Genomic DNA, 20,936 nt, shown 5'->3' with positions numbered 1-20,936 from the left:
GACACCATGCGATCACCCACCAAGAGACGGAGACACCTGCTCGCCGGGCTCGTGGCCGCGGCCCTCGCGCTCACCTCCTGCGCCATCGGGGGCGGCTCCGGGGGTGAGGAGGCCGGCGGGCCCGGCGCCCCGGCCACCCTCCGGATCGGCTATCAGCTCATCCCCAACGGGGACCTGATCGTCAAAGACCAGGGGTGGCTGGAGCAGGCCCTCCCGGACACGAAGATCATCTGGAGCAGGTTCGACTCCGGCGGCGACGTCAACACGGCCATGCTCTCCGGCGCCATCGACATCGGCCTCGCCGGCAGCAGCCCGGTCGCCCGCGGGCTCTCCGCGCCGCTCAACATCCCCTACCGGGTCCCGTGGATCTTCGACGTGATCGGCGACAACGAGGCCCTCGTGGTGCGGAAGGGGATCACGTCGATCAAGGAGCTCGCCGGCAAGCGGGTGGCGGCGCCGTACAGCTCCACCACCCACTACAGCCTGCTCGCCGCGCTGCGCGACGCCGGGCTCTCCGAGTCGCAGGTGGACATCGTCGACATGGAGCCCCCGGACATCCAGGCGGCCTGGCAGCGGGGCGACATCGACGGCGCGTACGTGTGGACCCCGGTCCTCGCCGAGCTGCAGAAGACCGGCACCACCCTGATCACCAGCAGGGAGCTCGCCGAGCGCGGCACGCTCACCGCCGACCTCGCCGTGGTCCGGAACGAGTTCGCCGAGCGGTACCCGGACGTGGTGAGGGTCTGGCTCCAGCAGCAGGACCGCGCGGTCCGGCTCGCGCGCAGCGACCCGCAGGCGGCCGCCGCCGCGATCGCCCGCCAGCTCGGCATCACCCCGGAGGAGGCCGCCCGCCAGCTCGGCCAGCTCATCCTGCTCGACGGCGAGCAGCAGCGGTCGGCCGGCTACCTCGGCACCCCCGAGGCGCCCGGGAGGCTCGCCGAGACCCTGCGCCGGACCGCGCTGTTCCTCCACGAGCAGAAGAAGGTCGACGCCGTCCCCGGCCTCGACGTCTTCCGCAACGGCCTCGGCACCAGGGAACTCGCCGATGCCTTCGCGCAATGACGCCCCTCACGGCGCGCCCGGTGACGCCGCCGCCCGCGGCGGCGGGCCGTACGCGATCGAGCTGCGCGGGGTACGGCAGGCCTACCGGGACCGCACGGTCCTCGGCCCGATCGACCTGGCGATCGAGCCCGGGGAGTTCGTGACCGTGGTCGGCCCCTCGGGCTGCGGCAAGAGCACGCTGCTCCGCCTGATCGCCGGGTTCACCCGGCCGTCGGCCGGCTCGGTCGCCGTGTCGGGCCGGCCGGTCACCGGGCCGGGGCCCGACCGGGGCGTGGTCTTCCAGCAGCCCCGGCTCTTCCCGTGGCTCTCGGTCGCCGCGAACGTGGGCTTCGGCCTGCGCGGCCTGCCGCGGGCGGCCCGCCGGGCCCGCGTGGCCGAGCTGCTCGAGCTGACCGGGCTGAGCGACGCGGCCCGGCTGCGGCCGTACGAGCTCTCCGGCGGGATGCGCCAGCGGGCGGCGATCGCCCGCGCGCTCGCGACCCGGCCCCGGGTGCTGCTCATGGACGAGCCGTTCGCCGCGCTCGACGCGTTCACCCGCGAGCGCATGCAGGACGAGCTGCGGCGGCTGTGGCGGAGCACCGGGACGACGGTCGTGTTCATCACCCACGACGTGGACGAGGCCGTCTACCTCGGCACCCGGGCCATCGCGCTCAGCGGCGGGCCCGGGCGGGTGATCCACGACGAGCGGTCGGACCTGCCGTCCCTGCCGCACCCGCGCGGTGACGCGCGCTTCGGCGCGGCGCGGGAGCGGCTCGCCGCCGTGATCCGCTCGGCCGCGGCGCCCGGGCGCGGGCCCGCGTCAGCCGAGGAACGGGCCGCGCACCTCGTAGGTGACCCCGGCCTCGGCTGATCCCGCGGCGCCCGGCCGGGCGGGCAGGACCGAGAAGTACAGCCTGCTGTGGTCGGGGGCGAAGGCGAGGCCGGTGATCCGCCGGTCCGCCGCGCCCTCCAGGCGGAGGAACGGCGCCGCCGTGCCCTCCTCGCTCACCACGCTGATCCGGGCGCCGTCGTCCTCGGCGACGAAGAGGTTCTCGTGCAGTGTGCCGGGGTGCGCGGCGCCGTCCCCGTAGACGACCGTGAGCCGCTCCCGCTCCGGGTCGTAGGCCCAGATCCGGCCGTCGCCCACGGTGGCGAAGTAGCAGATCCCGCCGTGGCAGTGGACGGCCGAGCCGACGGCGAACCGCCGCGCCCCGGGCACCTGCTCGCGCAGCGGCTCGTCGATCGCGGCCGGGGTGTGCACCCGCCGCCAGGACACCGACTCCCCGTCCGTGACCATCACCTCGAGGACGCCGGTGGTGAGGTCGCCCCAGTCCTCGGGGCGGAACCGGTAGAAGCAGCCGTCGGGCTCCAGCTCGGTGAGGTAGACGATCCCCCGGTCCGGGTCGACGGCGAGACCGCCGTGCCGGAACCGGCCCATCGCGAGGCGCGGCATGGCGGCGCGCATGCCGTACGGGTCGCATTCGAAGATCCGCCCGTAGGGGGTCTCCTCACCGGACAGCCAGGTGCGCCACGGGGTGACCGCGCCCGCGTGGTTGCGATCGGTCCCGGACAGGAGGCGGTAGGCGCTCACCACCTCGCCGCCGGCGGTGAACCGCACCGCGGTGACGCCGCCGAGCAGCGGACGCGCGGAGTTGGAGACGTAGATCCACCCGTCATCGCAGGCGAGGCAGCCCGCCTCGTCGGGGGCGGCGTGCCAGGCGACGCCGCCGATCCGCTCCCCCGACCTGGCGACGACGCGGACCGTGAACCCCTCGGGGACCGCGACACCGTCTCCGTCGGGATCGGCCGGTTCCCCGTACCGCCGGCCCGCCGATCGCCCGCTCTCCGCACCGGGACGGGTGAAGGCGAGACGCCATAGGGAGCCGGACACCACCGAGTCAGCCGTGGACCGCATGGCCGTTCCACGCACCGTGACCCGCCTCCTCGAGCTGCCCGTTGCCACGCCTGTCCGGACACCTGGCGGCGTTGGACGGTCTCCCCGTGGGCTCAGCCCCGTCGCCTGTGGTGACCTCGCCGGCCGATGCCCGGCCAGGCCTCCATCGCACGCATTTCAATCCACCACCACCGGCGGCCGCTCGCAACCGCCACCGCCCGCCGGACGATCCAGCAGCTCGCGCGTTGCGGACGGCGGGGACGCGCGTCCGCCGGCGGGGACTTCCCGGCTAATCATGGCACCGCTCACCGCCCCGGCACAGCTCAACATTGACACTGTCAAATTGACAGTGTCATAGTGGGAGCATGGCCTGGACGATCGGCGAACTGGCGGAGCACGCGGCGCGGCTGCTCGGCCCGGACGGGCAGGTGAGCGGCCGGGTCCGCCCCGTGCCGAACGAGCGGCTCATCCGCTGGTACACGACGATCGGCCTGCTCGACCCGCCGATCGCCCGCCGGGGCCGGGTCGCGCTCTACGGGCGGCGCCACCTGCTGCAGCTCGTGGCGATCAAGCGCCGCCAGGCGGCCGGGCTCTCCATCGCCGCCATCCAGGCCGAGCTCGCCGGGGCGACCGACGCCGCGCTCCAGCGCATCGCCGGCCTCGGCGACGCGGACCTGCCGGAGGAGCCGGCCGGAACCGCCGCGGACGGCGCGCCCGCGCCCGGCCCGGCCCGGCGGTTCTGGGCGCGCCCGGCCGCGCTCGCCCGGCCACCCCGCCCGGACGGCACCGCCGCACCCGACACGACCTCCGCGGGATACCCGCCGCCCAGAGCCGCGGACCAGCAGCCCGCCGGGGTCGTCCACGGGGTACGGCTCGCGCCCGGGGTGACGCTGCTGCTCGACGGCGCCGGCCGCGCCCCCACCGCCGAGGAGGCCGCCGCCATCCGCCGCGCGGCCGGCCCGCTCCTCGCCATGCTCGCCGGGTACGGCCTCGCCGACCGCCCCGGCGCGGAACTTCCCGCAACGCCTATGACAAACGGAGGGAGGGAGGGGCGGCCGCCCCACGGCCGTGGCCCGGGGTCCGCGCCCCGTCCACGATGACCGGTCCGATCATCACGCGCCTCAGGCCGGAGGAGTGCCGGCCGGTGCCCGGCGCCGGCCTCGGGGCGCTCGGCACCGAGCGGGGCAACCTCCCGCTGGAGAGCGTCACCGTCACCGCCCGCGTCACCGGGCTGATCGCCGGCGTCACGGTGGTCCAGGGATACCGCAACCCGCACGACGTCCCGCTCGAGGCGACGTACGTCTTCCCGCTGCCGCCGCGCGCCGCGGTCACCGCGTTCCGCATGGAGGCGGACGACCGCGTGATCGAGGGCGTGCTCCAGGAACGCGGCCGGGCGCGCGCCGCCTACGAGCGGGCGCTCGCCGAGGGCAGGCCGGCGGCGATCGCCGAGGAGGACCGGCCCGACGTCTTCACCATCCGGGTCGGCAACATCATGCCCGGGGAGCGCGTCACGGTCCGGCTCGAGCTCAGCCAGCCGCTCCCCTACGAGGACGGCGCGGCCGAGTTCCGGTTCCCGCTGGTCGTGGCGCCCCGGTACATCCCGGGGAGCCCGCTCGGCGCCCCCGCCGCCGGCTCGGGGGTCGTCCCGGACACCGATGCGGTGCCCGACGCCTCCCGGATCACCCCGCCGGTGCTCCTTCCCGGCTTCCCCGCGCCGGTGCGCCTGTCGTTCACGGTCACCCTGGACCCGGCCGGGCTCGAGCTGCGCGAGATCCGCTCCAGCCTGCACGACGTGGCCGTGGAGGGGGACACGATCCGCCTCCGGCCCGGGGAGCGGCTCGACCGCGACGTCATCCTCCGGTTCGCCTACCGCGCCTCGGGCGGGCTGCTCCTGGTGCCGGACGAGCCCGGCGACGGCGCGGCGGAGGACGGGGAGGGGACCCTCATGCTCACCGTGCTGCCCCCGGACGACCGGGAGGCCGCGCGCCGCCCGCGCGACGTGGTCCTCGTGCTCGACCGCTCCGGCAGCATGGCCGGCTGGAAGATGGTCGCCGCCCGGCGGGCGGCGGCCCGGATCGTGGACACGCTCACCGAGCGCGACCGCCTCGCCGTGCTCGCCTTCGACAACGTGATCGAGCGGGCGTTCCCCGACGGGCTCACCGCGGCCACCGACCGCGCCCGGTACCGGGCCGTTGAGTTCCTCGCCCGGCTCGAGGCGCGCGGCGGGACCGAGATGCTCGCCCCGCTGGAGGAGGCGCTCACCGCGCTCGCCGCCGCGGCCGAAGGCGGGCGGGACGCGGTGCTCGTCCTGGTCACCGACGGCCAGGTGGGCGACGAGGACCGGATCCTGGAGCGGATGGCCTCCCGGATCGGCGGGGTGCGCGTCCACGCCGTCGGCATCGACCGGGCGGTCAACGCCGCCTTCCTCGGCCGGCTCGCCGTGCTCGGCGCCGGCCGGTGCGAGCTGGTGGAGTCCGAGGACCGGCTCGACGAGGCCATGGAGCACATCCACCGCCGGATCGGCGCGCCGCTGGTCACCGACATCACCGCGCGGCCCGACGGGCTGGAGGTGATCCCCGGCACCCTCACCCACCTCGGCTCCCTCTATCCGGGCGTGCCGCTCACCCTCCTCGGCCGCTACCGGGGCCGCCCCACCGGCGCGCTCACCCTCGCCGGCCGTACCGCGAGCGGGGAGCCCTGGGAGACCCGCGTCACCGGCCGGGCGGCCGCGAACCCGGCGGCCCGGGCGATCTGGGTCCGGGCGCACCTGCGGGAGCTGGAGGACCGGTACGCCGCCGGCGACACCTCGCTCGAGGAGCGGATCGTGGCGACCTCGCTGCGGTTCGGGGTGCTGTGCCGGTTCACCGCGTTCGCCGCCATCGACACCCGGGTGACCGCGGACGGCGCCCCGGAGCACCGCGTGATCCAGCCGGTCGAGCCGCCGTCGGGCTGGGAGATGACCGAGCTCGCGACGGGGGCGCCGATGATGGCGACCCTGGCGTCCTTCGGCGGCGCGCCGCCGCCCCCGGGGGCGCCGGCCGGTTCCTTCGGGGCCATGCTCCGCCGGGCCGGCCGGTTCGCGGCCGGGCCGCACCTCTCCTCGCCCGCCGCAGGGACCGCACCGGCGGTGGGGTTCGACACGGTCCGCCCGCTCCTGATCCAGGAGCTGGCCAGGCTCCGGGAGGCGCAGCCGCTCCCCGGCCCGGAGCTGCGGCGGTACCTCGCCGATCTGGCGAGCCGGCTGCGGGTGATCGCCCACATGCTCGGCGGCCACGCCGAGCTCACCGCCCTCGCCGACGAGCTGGCCCGGGCCGAGCTGCCCGGGGCCGAGCCCGGTGACCTCTGCCGGCGGGCGATCGACCTGCTCATCGCGCTCACCGGCGGCCCGGGGACCGGCGGTGGCGCGGAGACCGGCGGCCACGGGGCGGGCGGCGGGCCCGGCGGCGCGGCCGGGCCGGGGCGGGCCTTCTGGAGGCGGAGGCCCTGAGCGGTCACGGCGCTCCCCCCGGGGCCCGCACGGCCCGCGGCGGGCCTTCCGGCGGGAGCGCGGCTCGCGGGTCCGTGGATGGGCGAGCGACGGTCAAGCGTTGGCCGGGCGCGCCATGGGCGGCGGGCGGCCGGGTAACCGGATGCCGTGGAGTTCGGCAGGATCGCGGAGACGGCCGGGCAGGCGCTCGACCTCGCCGGTGTGATCGTGATCGTGCTCGGTGCGCTCGTGGCGACCGTGCTGTTCCTGCCGCGGGTACGGCACCGCGAACGGTTCGAGGACGCCTACCGCCGGTACCGGCAAGGGCTGGGCCGGGCGATCCTGCTGGGCCTGGAGTTCCTCGTCGCCGGGGACATCATCCGCACGGTGGCCGTATCGCCCACGTTCCGCAGCGTCGGCGTGCTCGCGGTGATCGTGCTGATCCGCACCTTCCTCAGCCTCTCGCTCCAGGTGGAGCTGGAGGGCCGGTGGCCGTGGCACCGCCGTCCCCGCCCCGCACCGCGTGAGGAGCGCTGATCGCCGCTTCCGCTCCACCGACCCGGCCGGAGCGCCATCGCGGCGGGAGGTCCACCCCGGCAACGGGGCGTGCGTGCGGTCAGGTGGACGGCCGCCGGCCGAGCGCCGGGCCGAGCTTGGTCGCGATGTCGGTGAGGATCTGCTCGTAGTCCTCGTACTCGAAGCTGAACGGCAGGGCGAAGGCGACCCTGACCCCATTATCCCTACCAAATAAGCAGAAATATCGATGGGGTATCCGATACGGGCATTCACCGATCAAGAGTTCCCCGGCGGCCGGCCACGACGGCACCGACCTGGGCACGGGCACCGCGATCGCGCCCGCACCGACCGCGGTTCACGCTTCGTTCGCCGTGTCACGGAAACCCGAGGGTGACGTGGACTCCAGGGCTGCGTGAGCCCCGGATCGCGTCCGGTCCGCCTCCCCCTTCTCCGGCCGTCTCCAGCCGGATCCTGCGGGGGGACTGCCGCGGTGCGCCGTCGGCGCGTGACCGGCCCCGAAGCCCGGGTACGGCCCGGGCCGCCGGGAGGCACCCCGGTCCGGACCGGGCGGGCGCCGTCCGGCGGGCGCCGGGGCCGCCGGACGGCGCCCGGGAACCTGTTCACGGATCGGAACGCATAGGGTTGACCGGTGAGCTACCTCGTGCTGGACGGCGGCCTCGCCACCCATCTGGAGGCGCTCGGGTGCGACCTCCGCGATGAGCTGTGGTCGGCGAGGCTGCTCATCGAGAATCCCGGGATCATCCGCAAGGCCCACCTCGACTACTTCGCCGCGGGCGCCGACGTCGCCACCACGGCGAGCTACCAGGCGAGCATCCCCGGGTTCGTGCGGCGCGGCCTCACCCCCGGGGAGGCCCGGGATCTGCTCCGCCTCGCCGTACGGCTCGCGGTCGAGGCGCGGGACGAGGCCGGCCACGGGCTGGTGGCGGCGAGCGTGGGGCCGTACGGCGCCTACCTCGCCAACGGCGCCGAGTACACCGGCGCGTACGACCTCGGCGAGGACGGGCTGTTCGCCTGGCACCGGGAGCGCTTCGAGATCCTCGCCTCGGCCGGAGCCGACCTGGTGGCGTTCGAGACCATCCCGTCGTTCCCCGAGGCGTGCGCGGTGGCCCGGCTGCTCCGGCTCGCCCCTGAGGTGCGCGCCTGGGTGAGCTTCTCCTGCCGGGACGACCGCCACATCAACGACGGCACGCCGTTCGCCGAGTGCGTGGCGCTCTTCTCCGGCATGCCGCAGGTCGTCGCGGTCGGGGTGAACTGCACGCCGCCGCGCCACATCCCCGGGCTGATCCGCGCGGGCGCCCGGATCGTCTACCCCAACTCCGGTGAGGCGTGGGACCCGGTGGGCCGCCGCTGGACCGGGACCTCCGACCCGGTCTCGTTCGGCCGGGCCGCCGTGGAGTGGCGGGCGCTCGGCGCCACGCACATCGGCGGCTGCTGCCGCACCACCCCCGCGCACATCCGGGAGATCCGCGCCCGGCTCGCGGAGTCGCCGGCCTGACCGCGCCCCGGCCGGGCCGCGGCTTCTCAGCCGACGCCCGGCGGGCCGCCGGTGCGGCCGGCGAGCGGGATCTCCTTGAGGAAGAGCGCCACCACGAGCGCGGCGGCGACGAACGGGATGCTCACCAGGAACACGTCGTCGATCGCGTGGGAGAAGGCGGCGAGCACGTGCTCCCGGATCGGCGGCGCGAGCCGCCGGATCGCCTCGACGTCGTTGACGTCGATCGCGGTCGCGCCCGGGCCGGTGGGCGGCCGGCCGCCGAACTCGGCCGCCATGTGGTGGGTCAGCCGGTCGGTGAGCACCACGCCCATGATCGCGGTGCCGATCGCCGCGCCCATCATCCGGAAGAACGCGGTCGAGCTCGTGGCCACGCCGATGTCGGACCGGCGGACCGCGTTCTGGACCGCGGTCACCACGGTCTGCATGCAGCACCCGAGCCCGGCGCCGAACAGGTAGGCGTAGGCCGCGACCCGCCAGTACGGCGTGTCCACCCCGATCGTGGACAGCAGCCAGAGCGCCACGATGAGCACGGCCGAACCGGCGATCGGGAACGCCTTGTACCGGCCGGTGCGGCTCATCAGCCGGCCGGTGGCGACCGAGGTGGAGAAGATGCCGAGGACGGCCGGGAGCAGGGCGAGGCCGGAGACGGTGGGCGACATGCCCTGGACCACCTGCAGGTAGACGGGGAGGAAGACCAGGCCTCCGAACATGGCGAGGCCGGAGAGGAACCCGAAGAGGTTGCCCACGCTGAACACCGCGTTGCGGAAGAGCCGCATCGGCAGGATGGGCTCGAAGGCCCGGAGCTCGACGAGCACGAAGAGCGAGGCGAGCGACACGGCGCCGGCGAGCAGGGCGAGCGCGCCCGGGGCGGTCCAGCCGAGCTCCCGCCCGGCCCAGTCGAGGTAGAGGAGGAAGCACGCCACCCCGGCCGCGATCACCGTGGCCCCCAGGTAGTCGACCCGCTGGCGGCGGCGCTCCAGCGGGAGCCGGAGCGCGGCCGAGACGACGGCGAGCGCGACGATCCCGATCGGGAGATTGATCAGGAAGATCCACCGCCAGCCGGGGCCGTCGGCGAAGAAGCCGCCGAGCAGCGGGCCGGCCACGCTCGCGGTGCCCCACACCGCGCCGAAGTAGCCCTGGTAGCGGCCGCGCTCCCGGGGCGGGATCACGTCCGCGACGATGCCGAAGGCGATCGCCATGAGCCCGCCGCCGCCCAGGCCCTGGATCGCCCGGGAGGCGATGAGCTGGCCGATGCTCTGGCTCAGCCCGGCGAACGCCGACCCGGCGAGGAAGATCGCTATCGCGGCCTGGAAGATGATCCGCCGGCCGTACAGGTCGGAGATCTTCCCCCAGACCGGGGTGGCCGCCGTCGAGGTGAGCAGGTAGGCGGTGACCACCCAGGAGAGCCGGTCGAGCCCGCCGAGCTCGCTCACGATGCGGGGTAAGGCGGTGCCGACGATGCTCTGGTCGAGCGCGGCGAGCAGCATCCCGCACGCCACGCCGAGGAGGACGACGAGGATCTGCCGGTGGGGAAGGTAGCCGGGACGGCGATCGGCCCGGGCGGCGGCACCCCCGCCACCCGGGCCCGCCGTCTCCGCGCTGAGGTCCGATACCCGCGGGCTGCGCTCGGTCATATGCCTCCCAATCGTTCGATACGGGGCGTATACCGAGTCGCTACCCGCGGTCACCGCGGTCTAATACGCGCTATGACGAGGATCCGCCCGCCGCGGTCCGCTCCGTGTGCTCGATGGTCTCCGGCTTCCCGCTCTTCTCCGCCTTCTCGGCCTTCTCCGCCTTGCGGGCCGCCTGCATCTCGGCCTTGGCGGCGGCCGCGTACTTGTCGACGTACTCCTGGCCGGAGAGCTCCATGATCGCGTACATGATCTCGTCGGTGACCGCCCGGAGGATCAGGCGGTCGTGCTCCATCCCGTAGTAGCGGGAGAAGTCGAGCGGCTTGCCGAACTTGACCCCGGGGCGGATGCCGAACTTGGGGATGACCCGGCCGGGCGGCATCATCTCGTGCGTGTTGACCATCACCCAGGGGATCACCGGCGCCCGGGACTCGAGGGCGAGCCGCGCCACCCCGGTCTTGCCCTTGTAGAGGCGGCCGTCCGGGGATCGGGTTCCCTCCGGGTAGATGCCGAGCACCTTGCCCTCGCTGAGGATGCGCAGGCCGGTGCGGAGCGCCGCCTCACTCGCCTTGCCACCGGTCCGGTCGATGGGCACGGTCCCGACCCCTTTGAAGAACGCCCTGCTGATCCACCCCTTGATCCCGCGGCCGGTGAAGTATTCGATCTTGCCGAGGGAGATGACCTTGCGCGGGAGGAAGCCGGCGCCGAAGAAGTGGTCGGCGAAGGACAGGTGGTTGCCGGCCAGGATGACCGGGCCCTCCTTCGGTACGTTCTCCACCCCCTCCGCCCACGGGCGGAAGAGCACACGGAGGATCGGCCACAGGATGACCTTCAGCACCCAGTAGAACACGCAGCCCCCTTGGATCGATGTGGAAGTCATCTTCGCACGGGCCGCCCCTCTCCCCTGAACCGCGGCTTACATGGGACTATCGGGCGGAACACCGGATACTCGGGACACGGAGGTGCTGGATGCCGGTACTGCCGGGTGCGGAGCCGTACCACCACGACGGCGGCCCGATCGGTGTCCTGCTCTGCCATGGGTTCACCGGATCGCCGCAGTCGCTGCGCCCGTGGGGTGAGTACCTGGCAGGGCACGGGCTCACGGTCTCGCTCCCCCGCCTGCCCGGGCATGGCACGACATGGCAGGAGATGAACCGGACGGGGTGGGAGGACTGGTACGCCGAGCTCGACAAGGCGCTCGCCGCCCTCCGCGAGCGGTGCGCCGAGGTGTTCGTCATGGGCCTCTCGCTCGGCGGATGCCTCGCCCTCCGGCTCGCCGAGGTGCACCCCAAGGCGATCCGGGGCGTGGTCGCGGTGAACCCCTCCCTGGTCTGCGACACCCCCTTACTCCGGCTCGCCCCCGTGCTGAAGTGGATCGTTCCGTCGGTGCGCGGGGTGGCGAACGACATCAAGCGCGAGGGGGTGACCGAGCTCGGCTACTCGCGGACCCCCGTGCGGGCCGCCGCGACCCTGCTCCGGCTGTGGCGGCTCGTCCAGCGGGACATCGACCGGATCGAGGCCCCGGTGCTGGTGTTCCGCAGCCGCGAGGACCACGTGGTCGGGCCGGCGAGCGTCGCGTTCCTCCGCTCCCGGCTGGCGGACCGGGTGGAGGTCAGGGAGCTCACCGACAGCTACCACGTCGCGACGCTCGACAACGACGCGCCGGTGATCTTCGAGGGGAGCCTCGGCTTCATCCGGTCCCACGCCTCGGTAGGCTTGCCCAAAGACGTGTGATCTGGGATCGAAGTGACGCCGCAGAGTGACGAGGACGAGGTCTGGCGTCAGATCGTCGCCTCCTTTCACCAGCCCGAGGATCCCTCGGCCGGTCAGCCGTGGCCGGACCGGGAGAACGTGACCGAGGACGACCCGGTGCGGCGGGAGCCCGCCGGCGCCTGCCCCGCGGCGGCGGTGGAGGAGCCCGTCACCGGCGAGGACGAGGACGACGATGACGACCACTTCGTCCCGCCGCCCCCGCCGCCGCTCCCCAAGGGAGACGCGATCAGCAGGCTGTCCTGGGCCGCGCTCTTCGGCGGGCCGGCCTACCTGCTGCTCGCCGCGATGCTGGGGTGGCCGATGGACGGGTGGATCGTGTTCGCCGCGGTGGCCGCGTTCATCGCCGGCTTCGTGACGCTCGTGGTCCGCCTGGGGGACGGCCCGCCCCCGGACTCGGGCTGGGACAACGGCGCCGTGGTCTGAGCGGGGCCCGGCGCCCGGCCGGCCGGGCCGGGCGCCGCCGTCACTTGGCGGGCTGGGTCTCGTACCGCTCGACGTGGTCGGTGTAGCGGTCCTTGGCGTCGAGCAGGTGGCCGACGGCGACGGTGAGGCCGCTGACGTGGGAGACCGCCTGCAGCCGCACCTTGCGCTTCTGGCCGGACGCCCGGCCGCGCAGCGTGGTCCAGCGGCGGCCGTCGTACTTGAGCAGGAACGACCGCTCGGGGTGCCGGGGGTCGTACCCGGAGATCCAGTAGGTGCCCCGCCCGTCCCCGGTCACCCCGTACAGCTCGGCCACGCGCACGGGGAGCCGGAGCCGCCGCCACTTCTTGCCGTTCCAGTGCAGCACCAGCGGCGCGATCGAGGTGCCGCCCCGGTAGACGCCGCCCACCGCCAGCGACGACCGCTTGCCGTCCACGTGGACGTCGCGCAGGTAACCGCCGGCGACCTCGGGCACGGACGCGGGCTTCCACCCGCTCCCCGACAGCCGCATGATCAGCGGCCGGGTGCCCGAGTCGCCGACCGCCCACCCGTCGCTCTTGCCGGAGAGCGCCACGCCGTACATGGCCCCCTTGCCGCCCTGCGCGGTGGCCCAGGCCCCGTTCTTGCCGAGGCTCACCAGGAAGGCCTTGCCGTCCCGGCTGCCCACCATCACCACCCGGCCGGAGGCGGCGGCCACCGCGCCGAGCCAGTCCCCGGACCGCAGCTCCCGCACCCGGACCCGGCTGAACCCGTCGGCCGAGCCGTGCGCGACGTACGGCAGGCCGTCCTGGCCGTCGCCGACCACCCAGACGTCGTTCCGGCCGGCGACCGCGACGGACCGGAGGTGGCCGGGCCCGGTCTCGTCCCCGCGGACGGGCACCTCGGTCCAGGACGAGCCGTTCCAGTGGGCGATGACGCCGCGGTTGCGCCATAGATCCCAGACGTCCTGCTGGCCCACCGCCCAGATGTCGGTGGCCGAGACGGCCGCGACATCGGAGAGCGAGGCGTCGCCCTGCAGCCGCGGGGGGAGCCAGTCCCGGGCGATCTCCACGTGCGCGGTCCGCTGGGCCGCCAGGAGGCCCGGGCCGGTGTACGCGTGCGCCACCGCCGCCGGACGCAGGTGCGGACCGGCCAGCAGGCCGGCGAACAGCGCGCACAGCGGCACCGCACGCCCCTTGGGACTGCGGGTCATGGGACGATCGTACGGCCCGCGGGGGGCATCCGGCCGACCGGTGGCGCCGCCCCGGGAGTGAGAACGGCCACCACCGGCCGGTGGTCGCTCGCCCGCACCACGTCGTGGATCGGCTCGGCCGCCACCGCGCAGGAGACGACCCGCAGCCCGCGATCGGCGAAGATCCCGTCGATCCGGGCCCGGGGCCGCGGCGAGGGGAACGTCCCGCCGGTCGCGCCGGCCGCGGCGGCCAGGCAGTCGGTGTACCGCCCGGCCAGGTAGCGCCAGACCGGCCCGTCCGGTTCCTCGTTCACGTCCCCGGCGAGGACGGCGTGCGCGCCGAAGGCGCGGGCCGCACCCTCGACGGCCGGCACGATCTCGGCCGCGTGCCGCAGCCGGGCCTCGCCCACCAGGTCGAGGTGGAACGAGCAGGCCGCGTACCGGGCGCCGGACCGCTCCACCACGGCGAGCGCGATCGCCCGCCGTTCGAGGCCGGTGAACCGGCGCAGGGGGCGGCCCAGCCCGTGCACCACCCGCAGCCCCGGGCCGGCGAACACGGCGACGCCGCCGGCGCGGCAGCCGGCGGCGATCGTCATGCCGGTCAGCGCGGCGAGCTCGCGCCAGGCCCGGCGCCGGCCCGGGAGGCGGGGCATCTCCTGGAGGCAGAGCACGTCCGGCCGCAATGCCTTGATCATCCGGACCAGGGCGGCCCGGTCGTCCCGGAGCGACCGGACGTTGTAGGTGGCGACCCTGAGCACGCGGGGTCAGCGCTGCCGGGCGAGATCGGCCGCCCCGACCACCCCGGCCGCCGGTCCGAGCTCGGCCACCCTGATCTCGGCGAGCGGGCGGTGGCCGCGGCCGACGAGCCGGTCGGCGAACTCGGACCTGACCTTGTCGATGAACAGGTCGGCGGCCTCGGAGACGCCGCCGCCGACGATGAAGCACCCCGGGTCGAGGGTGGCCGCGAGGTCGGCGAAGCCCTGGGCGAGCCACTCCGCCATAGTGTGGAAGGCCGCGAGGGCCGCCGGGTCGCCCTCCCGCGCCGCCGCGGTCACGTGCTCGCCCCGGATGCCGTCCACGGATCCGGCGAGGCGGAGCAGCACGGACCCCGACGAGGGATCGGCCTCCAGGTTCCGCCGCGCCTCGGCGAGCAGCGCGGTCCCGCTCGCGTACCGCTCCCAGCACCCGAGGTTCCCGCACCCGCACGGGCGGCCGCCCGGCTGCACCTGAACGTGCCCGAGCTCACCGCCCATGCCCCACCGGCCCCGGTAGAGCCCGCCGTCGAGCACGATCCCGCCGCCCAGCCCGGTGCCGAGGGTCACGCAGACCACGTGGCTCTCGCCGCGCCCGGCCCCGAAGCGGTACTCCCCCCAGGCCATGGCGTTGGCGTCGTTCTCCACGAACACCGGCAGGCCGACCAGGTCAGCGATCTTCTCGCGCAGCGGCTCCTCGCGCCAGGCGAGGTTGGGGGCGAACCGGATGACCGACCGGGTCTCGTCCACGAACCCCGCCGCGCCGATGCCGACCGCATCGACGGGATGGCGGGCGGCCAGCTCGGAGACCGCGTCGGCGATGGTCAGGGAGACCTTCTCCGGGTTGCCGGCGGGGGTCTGCCGGTGCGTCCGGTCCAGGATCCTCCCCTCGTGGTCGACGACACCCGCGGCGATCTTGGTACCGCCCACGTCCACGCCGATGGTCAGCGCCATGTGCCCTCCTCTTGCCGACCGGGTTTGCAACACGCCGGCAGCAAGTGAACCAATTGATCGAGATATCCCGAAATCGCTCACGGGCTGACCCCCGGCGCCGGGGACGTCCGAGGCCGCCCGCGGCACCCCGGCCGGGGCCGGCCCTCGGCTGGTCAGGAGCCTTCCGCGGGGCCCCGGCCCCCCTCCCACCGGCCCGGTCCCCCGGGCTCGGCGGGCTCTCGCTGCAGGGCCTCGAGGAGCTGCCGCAGCGCGGCGAGGAGCTCGCCGCCCGCCGCGAGCACATGCCCGGTCACGTCTCCGCCGGCCTCCCTGCCGGCGGCGATGAGCCGGCAGACCGGGCAGGCCCGGCAGATGTACTGTTCACCGTGCCCCTCGGCGACCGCCTCACTCCACACGTCGCCGCCGTGGCCGCCCGCGGTCCGGCCGAACACCGCCCCGAGGCCGGTCATCCCGCTCTTGACCAGGCCCTTGCCGAGCTCTCTGGCGATGCGCTGCTGGACCGCGTCGATGAGCCGCATCGCCTCGCCGGCGGCCGCGGCGAACGGATCGCCCTGCCGGTCGCCCCTCGTGCTCCCGTTCGCGCCGCCGCTCCCGTTGACCTCCGTCATGTCGCCCTCCTGCCTCGAACGTACCCGGAGCCGGCCGGCGGAGCGCAGCCCGGAAGGCCGGCGCACGGGCCGGTCATCGGGCCTCGACGCGCCGCTTGAGCTCCTTGAGCGCGGTGTCGACGATGACCTTCTCGGCCCGGCGCTTGATCAGGCCCGGCATGGGGACCGCGAGGTCGACGGCGAGCTCGTAGGCGACCTCCGTGCCCCCGGTCACCTCGGTGAGGCGGTAAGCGCCGGTGAGCCCGGAGATCATCCGGCCGGGCCGGACGATCCGCCAGCGCACCTCCGCGTCGCCGTCCCACTCGTAGCCGAGGACGTACTCGTCGCGGATCACCCCGGCGTCGAGGACGAAGCGGACGCGCGTCGCGCGGCCGTCCTCCCCGGTCTCCAGCACGTCCGCCGTCTTGACCTGAGCCGCCCACTCCGGGTAGGAGGGGAAGTCAGCGATCACCGACATGATCGCCTTCCGGTCGGCGCCGATGGTGATGCTCGACGAGGTGCGGTCAGCCATGGGCTGAGCGTACTTCACCGGGCCCGGCCGGCGCGGGATCACGCGGCCCGCGCCGGCCGGCTCACCCGCCGCGCCGGGCATCCGGGCCGCCTCCGGCCGCAAGCCGGGGGCTCGGGGGCCCTGGCGCGGACGGCGCGCCATAGGCTGGGTCCGGGACGGGCCGGCGGGCACCGCGGCGGCGGCGCGGGTGTCACGCGGACGCCGCCGGGCACGCTGAACGTGCGGGTACGAGTGGTTAACGCCTGAATGACAGGGGCTTACCCGACCGTAACACCAGAGGGTAACCTCCGGGTCGACCAGTGGATCGTGAAGTTCGGTCACGGGCCCTTCTACGGCGGGCCGTGAACCGGGTGCGAAGGAGAAGCCGTGCGCGAGTACAGCGTTCCCGTGCTGGTGGACGTCCCCCCGTCCGCGAACCTCACCGACGTGGTGTTCCAGCGGGCCGCGGACGAGCCGAACGCGGTGGTCATCCGCCGTAAGGCCGACGAGACCAGCGACCGCTGGGTTCCCGTCACCGCCGCCGAGTTCCGCGACCAGGTGGCGGCGCTCGCCAAAGGCCTGATCGCCGCGGGTATCGAGCCCGGTGACCGGGTCGCGCTCATGTCGCGCACGCGGTACGAGTGGACGCTCGTCGACTATGCGATCTGGGCGGCCGGCGGGGTGGGCGTGCCGATCTACGAGACCTCCTCGGCCGAGCAGGTGAAGTGGATCCTCTCCGACAGCGGCGCCAAGGCGATCGTGGTGGAGCAGGAGCACCACGAGCAGACCGTGCGGGAGGCCATGCCCGACTTCCCGCTGATCTGGCGCATCGAGGGCGGCGGGCTCGACCGGCTCGCCGAGCAGGGCAAGGAGGTGTCCGACGAGACCCTCGCCGAGCGCCGGACGAGCCGGGGCGGCCCCGACCTCGCCACGATCATCTACACCTCCGGGACCACCGGCCTGCCGAAGGGCTGCCGCCTCACCCACGACAACCTGCTCTTCACCGCGCGCAACGTCACGCAGGGGCCGCTCAGCCGGCTCTTCGAGGTCGAGGGGCGGTCGGCGCTGCTCTTCCTCCCGCTGGCGCACAGCCTGGCCCGGCTGATCCAGGTCGCCCTGCTGGAGACGAAGACGATCATCGCACACACGCCGAACATCAAGAACGTCGCACCGGACCTGCAGTCGTCGAAGCCGACGTTCCTCCTGGCCGTGCCGCGCGTGTTCGAGAAGGTCTACAACGCGGCCGAGCAAAAGGCCACCGAGGAGGGCAAGGGGAAGATCTTCCACGCCGCGGTCGCCACCGCGATCGCCTACAGCCGCGAGCTGGACAGCGGCGGCCCGCGGCTCGGCACGCGGATCAAGCACGCGATCTTCGACAAGCTCGTGTACCGCAAGCTGCGCGCCGCGACGGGCGGTGCGCTGACCGCCGCCGTCTCCGGCGGCTCCGCCCTCGGTGAGCGGCTCGGTCACTTCTTCCGCGGCATCGGCATCGAGGTGCTGGAGGGTTACGGGCTGACCGAGACCAGCGCGCCGTCCACGGTGAACATCCCCGGCGCGAACAAGATCGGCACGGTCGGGAAGCCGTTCCCCGGCGTGAGCGTCCGCATCGCCGACGACGGCGAGATCCTGATCAAGGGCCGGCACGTCTTCGAGGGCTACTGGAACAACGAGCGGGCCACCAAGGAGGCCATCGACGAGGAGGGCTGGTTCCACACCGGCGACATCGGCGAGCTCGACGAGGACGGCTACCTGCGGATCACCGGCCGGAAGAAGGAGATCATCGTCACCGCGGGCGGCAAGAACGTCGCGCCCGCCCCGCTGGAGGACGCGATCCGGGCGCACCGCCTGGTCAGCCAGGTCATGGTGGTGGGCGACAACCGGCCGTTCATCGGCGCGCTCATCACGCTCGACCCGGAGGCGTTCGAGCACTGGAAGCAGACCAAGGGCAAGACCAACGTCTCGATGAACGACCCGGAGCTGGTCGCCGAGATCCAGCAGGCGGTGGACAACGCCAACCGGATGGTCTCCAAGGCCGAGCAGATCAAGAAGTTCGTCATCCTCGACACGGACCTCACCGAGGAGGCGGGCTACCTCACCCCGTCGCTGAAGGTGAAGCGCTCGGCCGTGGCGCGCGACTTCGCCAAGCAGATCGAGGAGCTCTACTCCTGAGCCGCGCCGCGGCGTGATCCGAACCGCCGCGGCGTGCTCTTATGCGGGGCGAGCAGGCCGGCGAACCGGGTGGTGACCAGGTCCCAGCGCCACTCCCGTTCGACCCAGTCCCGCCCGCGCCGGCCCATCTCCCGCGCGCGCTCCGGGTCGGTGAGCAGCCCGGCGAGCGCGTCCGCGATCTCGCCGGGCGACCTCCCGTCGACCACCAGGCCCGTCTCGCCGTGCCGTACCGCCTCCGGGGCGCCGCCGGAGGAGCCGGCGACCACCGGCAGCCCGGTCGCCGACGCCTCGAGGTAGACGATGCCGAGGCCCTCCACGTCGATGCCGCCCAGCCGGGTGCGGCACGGCATGGCGAACACGTCACCGGCGTCGTAGTAGGCGGGGAGCTCGGACCAGCGCACCGGGCCGGCGAAGACCACCGAGCTCCACAGGCGCGCCCGGGTGACGGCGCGCTCCAGCGACCGGCGGGACGGGCCGTCCCCCACGATGAGCAGCACCGCGTCGGGGACCCGGCGCAGCACCATCGGCCAGGCCCGGATCAGCATGTCCTGGCCCTTGCGCGGGACGAGCCGGGAGACGCAGACCACCACGGGCCGGTCCCCGAGGTGGAGCGCCCGCCGCACGGCCTCCCCGCCCGCGCCCGGGCGGAAGGCGTCGGTGTCCACGCCGGGCGCGAGCCGTACCAGCTTGCCCTCGGGGATGACGCGTGCCAGGTGACGCCGGGTGAAGTCGCCGAGGTAGGTGACCACGTCGGCCCCGGCGCCGATCCGGCGCAGGATCCGGCGGGCGCCGGGGAGCCGCGCCCAGGACGCCTCGTGGCCGTGGGTGATCATCACGATCCGGGCGGCCCCGGCGGCGCGCATGACCGGGGCGAGCAGGCCCAGGGGCGCCGCCGCGCCGAAGACCACGGTGGCGCCCTTCTCGACGAGGTCGGCGGCCCGCCGCGCCACCGGCCAGGTGGGCAGCATGAGCGTGGTCGGGTGGCGCACCACCCGGTACGGCTGGCGCGCGTCGAACTCCTCGCACCCGGTCCACCGCGGGGCGTACACCACGACCGAGTCGGGCGGGAGGCGCGAGGCGAGCCCGTGCACGAAGGCCTGGATCCCGCCGGCGCGGGGCGGGAAGTCGTTGGTGATGATCAACGTTCGCTGTCCCATTCACCACCCCCGCCTCTGTCGCGCCGGGCCGGGTGACGCCGGTGAGCGGCCACCGGAGCCCGTGATCGTGTGGATCCCGTTCCGCATTCTCCCAGCGCGCAGGGGGCGGGTGCGCCATCGGGCAGGCCGCTCCGGCGTCGGCGCCCGAAGCGGAGCGGGCGCGGGAGCGCGGTGCGGGAACGGGCCGGCGGACGTCGCCCGGCAGCTGAGGGCGGCGATGACGTCGCCCGTCACGTACTCCCGGCGCGGCTCACAGCGTGGCCGGCCCAACGGTGCCGTGGACGAGTGCCGCGGCCGGCAAACGGTGCCGTGGACGACATAAGGGAGGGGGCCATCGGCCCCCTCCCCCGGTCAGGCACGGCGATCGGCCGCCGTCACGGGCGCACCGCTCCGGTGGGGCGGTACTCGGCGAGGCTGACCTCCTTCACCACGTCGCCGGTGCGGGGCGCGTGCACGACCTTGCCGTTGCCCGCGTAGAGGCCGACGTGGCTGTACCCGTTCTTCCAGACCAGGTCTCCGGGCTGGAGCTGGTCGAGCGGGACCCTCCGGTTGGCGCCCCATGCCCACTGCTCGTAGCTGGTCCGGGGCAGGCGGACCCCGGCCGCGGCCCACGCCGCCTGCACCAGGCCCGAGCAGTCCCACGCGTTCGGCCCGGTGCCGCCGTAGCGGTACGGCTTGCCGATCTGCCGATAGGCGAACTGGAGCGCGATCCGGGCGTTGCCCGAGGCGGGCCCGGTGTAGACCTTCCCCGGGCTGTTGGGGTCGCCCGGGTTGTAGGCCTGCAGCCTGCGCAGCAGCCGGGTCTGCTCGGCGATGAGCCGCTCGACCTTCTTCTTCTCCTCGGCCAGCTCGGCCCTCCGCTTCGCGGCCTCCTCATAGAGCCGCTTCTTCTCGTTCCGCCGCTGCTTCAGGCCGGCCATGGCCGACTGGTACTCCTCCAGCCGGATGGCCCGTTCCCGCGCGATCTGGTCGAGGGTGGCGAGCCCGCTCAGCATGGCGTCGGGGGTGGGGGTGTAGGCCAGGCTCAGCGGCTCGAAGCCGCCGACCTGGTAGGTGTTGACGGCCATCGCGACGAGCTGCCTCTTGAGCTGCTCCACCCGGATGAGCCGCTTGTTGTAGTCGCGGTTCACCTCGGCGTACTGCCGCTTGGCCTTCTTCCACTTCTCGTTCGCCGCGTTGTAGCGGTCGACGAGCGCGTCGGCCTGCCTATTGAGCTTCTCCAGCTTCGCCTTCGCCTGTGCGATGGTGGGCTGCGGATCGGCCTGGGCGCTCGCGTGCGGGAGCAGCGCGACCGCAGCGGCCAATCCGAGGATCAGGGGTAACCGCGCTCGCACTCGGTCCCCTCCGTATCGAGAGACTTTGCGGCGCGACTCTACCC

19 protein-coding genes are annotated in these 20,936 nt (G+C 74.2%); 9 read left to right on the top strand and 10 right to left on the bottom strand.

The genetic code is table 11. The annotated features are described in order from the left end of the window. The first annotated feature begins 6 nt into the window (after positions 1 to 6). Together TBIS_RS06620 and TBIS_RS06615 are read left to right on the top strand one after the other, a co-directional pair. A complete protein-coding gene (locus TBIS_RS06620) occupies positions 7 to 1,062 on the top strand; it encodes a taurine ABC transporter substrate-binding protein (RefSeq protein ID WP_013131573.1) in 1,056 nt (351 codons plus the stop codon). Beyond that, positions 1,046 to 1,912, top strand: a complete 867-nt coding sequence (locus TBIS_RS06615; protein WP_013131572.1) for an ABC transporter ATP-binding protein — start codon at positions 1,046 to 1,048, stop codon at positions 1,910 to 1,912. The genes TBIS_RS06620 and TBIS_RS06615 overlap by 17 nt, the downstream gene beginning before the upstream one ends. Here TBIS_RS06615 and TBIS_RS06610 read toward each other — a convergent pair. Next, positions 1,862 to 2,956: an alkaline phosphatase PhoX gene (locus TBIS_RS06610; RefSeq protein WP_041431299.1), complete on the bottom strand. Its 1,095-nt coding sequence runs from the start codon at positions 2,954 to 2,956 to the stop codon at positions 1,862 to 1,864. The two genes, TBIS_RS06615 and TBIS_RS06610, sit on opposite strands and share 51 nt — an antisense overlap. 344 nt (positions 2,957 to 3,300) lie before the next feature. Here TBIS_RS06610 and TBIS_RS06605 point away from each other — a divergent pair, with 344 nt between their 5' ends. The 4 genes from TBIS_RS06605 to mmuM all read left to right on the top strand — a co-directional run bounded on the left by TBIS_RS06605 (position 3,301) and on the right by mmuM (position 8,433). Beyond that, positions 3,301 to 4,035 carry a helix-turn-helix domain-containing protein gene (locus TBIS_RS06605; RefSeq protein WP_013131570.1) on the top strand — a complete coding sequence of 245 codons (735 nt, stop codon included), beginning with the start codon at positions 3,301 to 3,303 and terminating at the stop codon, positions 4,033 to 4,035. 44 nt (positions 4,036 to 4,079) lie between these two features. Further along, positions 4,080 to 6,422 carry a VIT domain-containing protein gene (locus tag TBIS_RS20055; RefSeq protein ID WP_280938084.1) on the top strand — a complete coding sequence of 781 codons (2,343 nt, stop codon included), beginning with the start codon at positions 4,080 to 4,082 and terminating at the stop codon, positions 6,420 to 6,422. Positions 6,423 to 6,569: 147 nt separating this feature from the next. Continuing rightward, a complete protein-coding gene (locus tag TBIS_RS06595) occupies positions 6,570 to 6,938 on the top strand; it encodes a DUF1622 domain-containing protein (protein ID WP_013131568.1) in 369 nt (122 codons plus the stop codon). 628 nt (positions 6,939 to 7,566) lie between these two features. Beyond that, positions 7,567 to 8,433, top strand: a complete 867-nt coding sequence (gene mmuM / locus TBIS_RS06585; RefSeq protein ID WP_013131567.1) for a homocysteine S-methyltransferase — start codon at positions 7,567 to 7,569, stop codon at positions 8,431 to 8,433. 26 nt (positions 8,434 to 8,459) lie between these two features. Here mmuM and TBIS_RS06580 read toward each other — a convergent pair whose 3' ends face one another. Next, complete coding sequence (locus TBIS_RS06580; protein WP_013131566.1) at positions 8,460 to 10,067, bottom strand: MDR family MFS transporter; 1,608 nt, start codon at positions 10,065 to 10,067, stop codon at positions 8,460 to 8,462. A 70-nt stretch (positions 10,068 to 10,137) separates the two neighbouring features. Beyond that, positions 10,138 to 10,914, bottom strand: a complete 777-nt coding sequence (locus TBIS_RS06575; protein WP_013131565.1) for a lysophospholipid acyltransferase family protein — start codon at positions 10,912 to 10,914, stop codon at positions 10,138 to 10,140. A 119-nt stretch (positions 10,915 to 11,033) separates the two neighbouring features. Here TBIS_RS06575 and TBIS_RS06570 point away from each other — a divergent pair, with 119 nt between their 5' ends. Together TBIS_RS06570 and TBIS_RS19285 are read left to right on the top strand one after the other, a co-directional pair. Then, on the top strand, positions 11,034 to 11,798 hold the full coding sequence (locus tag TBIS_RS06570; RefSeq protein ID WP_013131564.1) for an alpha/beta hydrolase: 765 nt from the start codon (positions 11,034 to 11,036) through the stop codon (positions 11,796 to 11,798). A gap of 12 nt (positions 11,799 to 11,810) precedes the next feature. After that, positions 11,811 to 12,260, top strand: coding sequence for a hypothetical protein (locus TBIS_RS19285; protein WP_013131563.1), 450 nt, complete (start codon positions 11,811 to 11,813; stop codon positions 12,258 to 12,260). Positions 12,261 to 12,300: 40 nt separating this feature from the next. Here TBIS_RS19285 and TBIS_RS06560 read toward each other — a convergent pair whose 3' ends face one another. From TBIS_RS06560 to TBIS_RS06540, 5 genes are all read right to left on the bottom strand, one after another. Beyond that, positions 12,301 to 13,449: a hypothetical protein gene (locus tag TBIS_RS06560; protein WP_013131562.1), complete on the bottom strand. Its 1,149-nt coding sequence runs from the start codon at positions 13,447 to 13,449 to the stop codon at positions 12,301 to 12,303. Next, positions 13,446 to 14,186 carry an endonuclease/exonuclease/phosphatase family protein gene (locus tag TBIS_RS06555; RefSeq protein ID WP_013131561.1) on the bottom strand — a complete coding sequence of 247 codons (741 nt, stop codon included), beginning with the start codon at positions 14,184 to 14,186 and terminating at the stop codon, positions 13,446 to 13,448. The genes TBIS_RS06560 and TBIS_RS06555 overlap by 4 nt, the downstream gene beginning before the upstream one ends. A 6-nt stretch (positions 14,187 to 14,192) precedes the next feature. Then, positions 14,193 to 15,134, bottom strand: a complete 942-nt coding sequence (locus TBIS_RS06550) for an ROK family glucokinase (protein ID WP_013131560.1) — start codon at positions 15,132 to 15,134, stop codon at positions 14,193 to 14,195. A gap of 152 nt (positions 15,135 to 15,286) precedes the next feature. After that, entirely contained in the window at positions 15,287 to 15,742 is a 456-nt protein-coding gene (locus TBIS_RS06545) for a hypothetical protein (protein WP_013131559.1), read from the bottom strand. A gap of 73 nt (positions 15,743 to 15,815) precedes the next feature. Further along, complete coding sequence (locus TBIS_RS06540; RefSeq protein WP_013131558.1) at positions 15,816 to 16,253, bottom strand: SRPBCC family protein; 438 nt, start codon at positions 16,251 to 16,253, stop codon at positions 15,816 to 15,818. A gap of 366 nt (positions 16,254 to 16,619) precedes the next feature. Here TBIS_RS06540 and TBIS_RS06535 point away from each other — a divergent pair, with 366 nt between their 5' ends. Continuing rightward, on the top strand, positions 16,620 to 18,401 hold the full coding sequence (locus TBIS_RS06535) for an AMP-dependent synthetase/ligase (protein WP_013131557.1): 1,782 nt from the start codon (positions 16,620 to 16,622) through the stop codon (positions 18,399 to 18,401). On the opposite strand, the gene TBIS_RS06530 is transcribed toward TBIS_RS06535, so the two are convergent. Together TBIS_RS06530 and TBIS_RS06525 are read right to left on the bottom strand one after the other, a co-directional pair. Continuing rightward, positions 18,392 to 19,558 carry a glycosyltransferase family 4 protein gene (locus TBIS_RS06530; protein WP_013131556.1) on the bottom strand — a complete coding sequence of 389 codons (1,167 nt, stop codon included), beginning with the start codon at positions 19,556 to 19,558 and terminating at the stop codon, positions 18,392 to 18,394. The two genes, TBIS_RS06535 and TBIS_RS06530, sit on opposite strands and share 10 nt — an antisense overlap. A gap of 374 nt (positions 19,559 to 19,932) precedes the next feature. After that, positions 19,933 to 20,892, bottom strand: coding sequence for a C40 family peptidase (locus TBIS_RS06525; protein ID WP_013131555.1), 960 nt, complete (start codon positions 20,890 to 20,892; stop codon positions 19,933 to 19,935). Positions 20,893 to 20,936 lie beyond the last annotated feature (44 nt).

The organism is Thermobispora bispora DSM 43833, from assembly GCF_000092645.1.
Lineage (GTDB): Bacteria > Actinomycetota > Actinomycetes > Streptosporangiales > Streptosporangiaceae > Thermobispora > Thermobispora bispora.
Note: the sequence above shows the minus strand (reverse complement) of the source record. Positions and strands in the feature narration are given on the sequence as shown.

Coding starts and splice junctions, on each gene's coding strand:
- TBIS_RS06615 (WP_013131572.1), top strand. CDS start 1,046: ATGCCTTCGCGCAATGACGCCCCTCACGGCGCGCCCGGTGACGCCGCC.
- TBIS_RS06530 (WP_013131556.1), bottom strand. CDS start 19,558: ATGGGACAGCGAACGTTGATCATCACCAACGACTTCCCGCCCCGCGCC.
- TBIS_RS06550 (WP_013131560.1), bottom strand. CDS start 15,134: ATGGCGCTGACCATCGGCGTGGACGTGGGCGGTACCAAGATCGCCGCG.
- TBIS_RS06570 (WP_013131564.1), top strand. CDS start 11,034: ATGCCGGTACTGCCGGGTGCGGAGCCGTACCACCACGACGGCGGCCCG.
- TBIS_RS06620 (WP_013131573.1), top strand. CDS start 7: ATGCGATCACCCACCAAGAGACGGAGACACCTGCTCGCCGGGCTCGTG.
- TBIS_RS06610 (WP_041431299.1), bottom strand. CDS start 2,956: ATGCGGTCCACGGCTGACTCGGTGGTGTCCGGCTCCCTATGGCGTCTC.
- TBIS_RS06545 (WP_013131559.1), bottom strand. CDS start 15,742: ATGACGGAGGTCAACGGGAGCGGCGGCGCGAACGGGAGCACGAGGGGC.
- TBIS_RS06605 (WP_013131570.1), top strand. CDS start 3,301: ATGGCCTGGACGATCGGCGAACTGGCGGAGCACGCGGCGCGGCTGCTC.
- TBIS_RS06580 (WP_013131566.1), bottom strand. CDS start 10,067: ATGACCGAGCGCAGCCCGCGGGTATCGGACCTCAGCGCGGAGACGGCG.
- TBIS_RS06560 (WP_013131562.1), bottom strand. CDS start 13,449: ATGACCCGCAGTCCCAAGGGGCGTGCGGTGCCGCTGTGCGCGCTGTTC.
- TBIS_RS06540 (WP_013131558.1), bottom strand. CDS start 16,253: ATGGCTGACCGCACCTCGTCGAGCATCACCATCGGCGCCGACCGGAAG.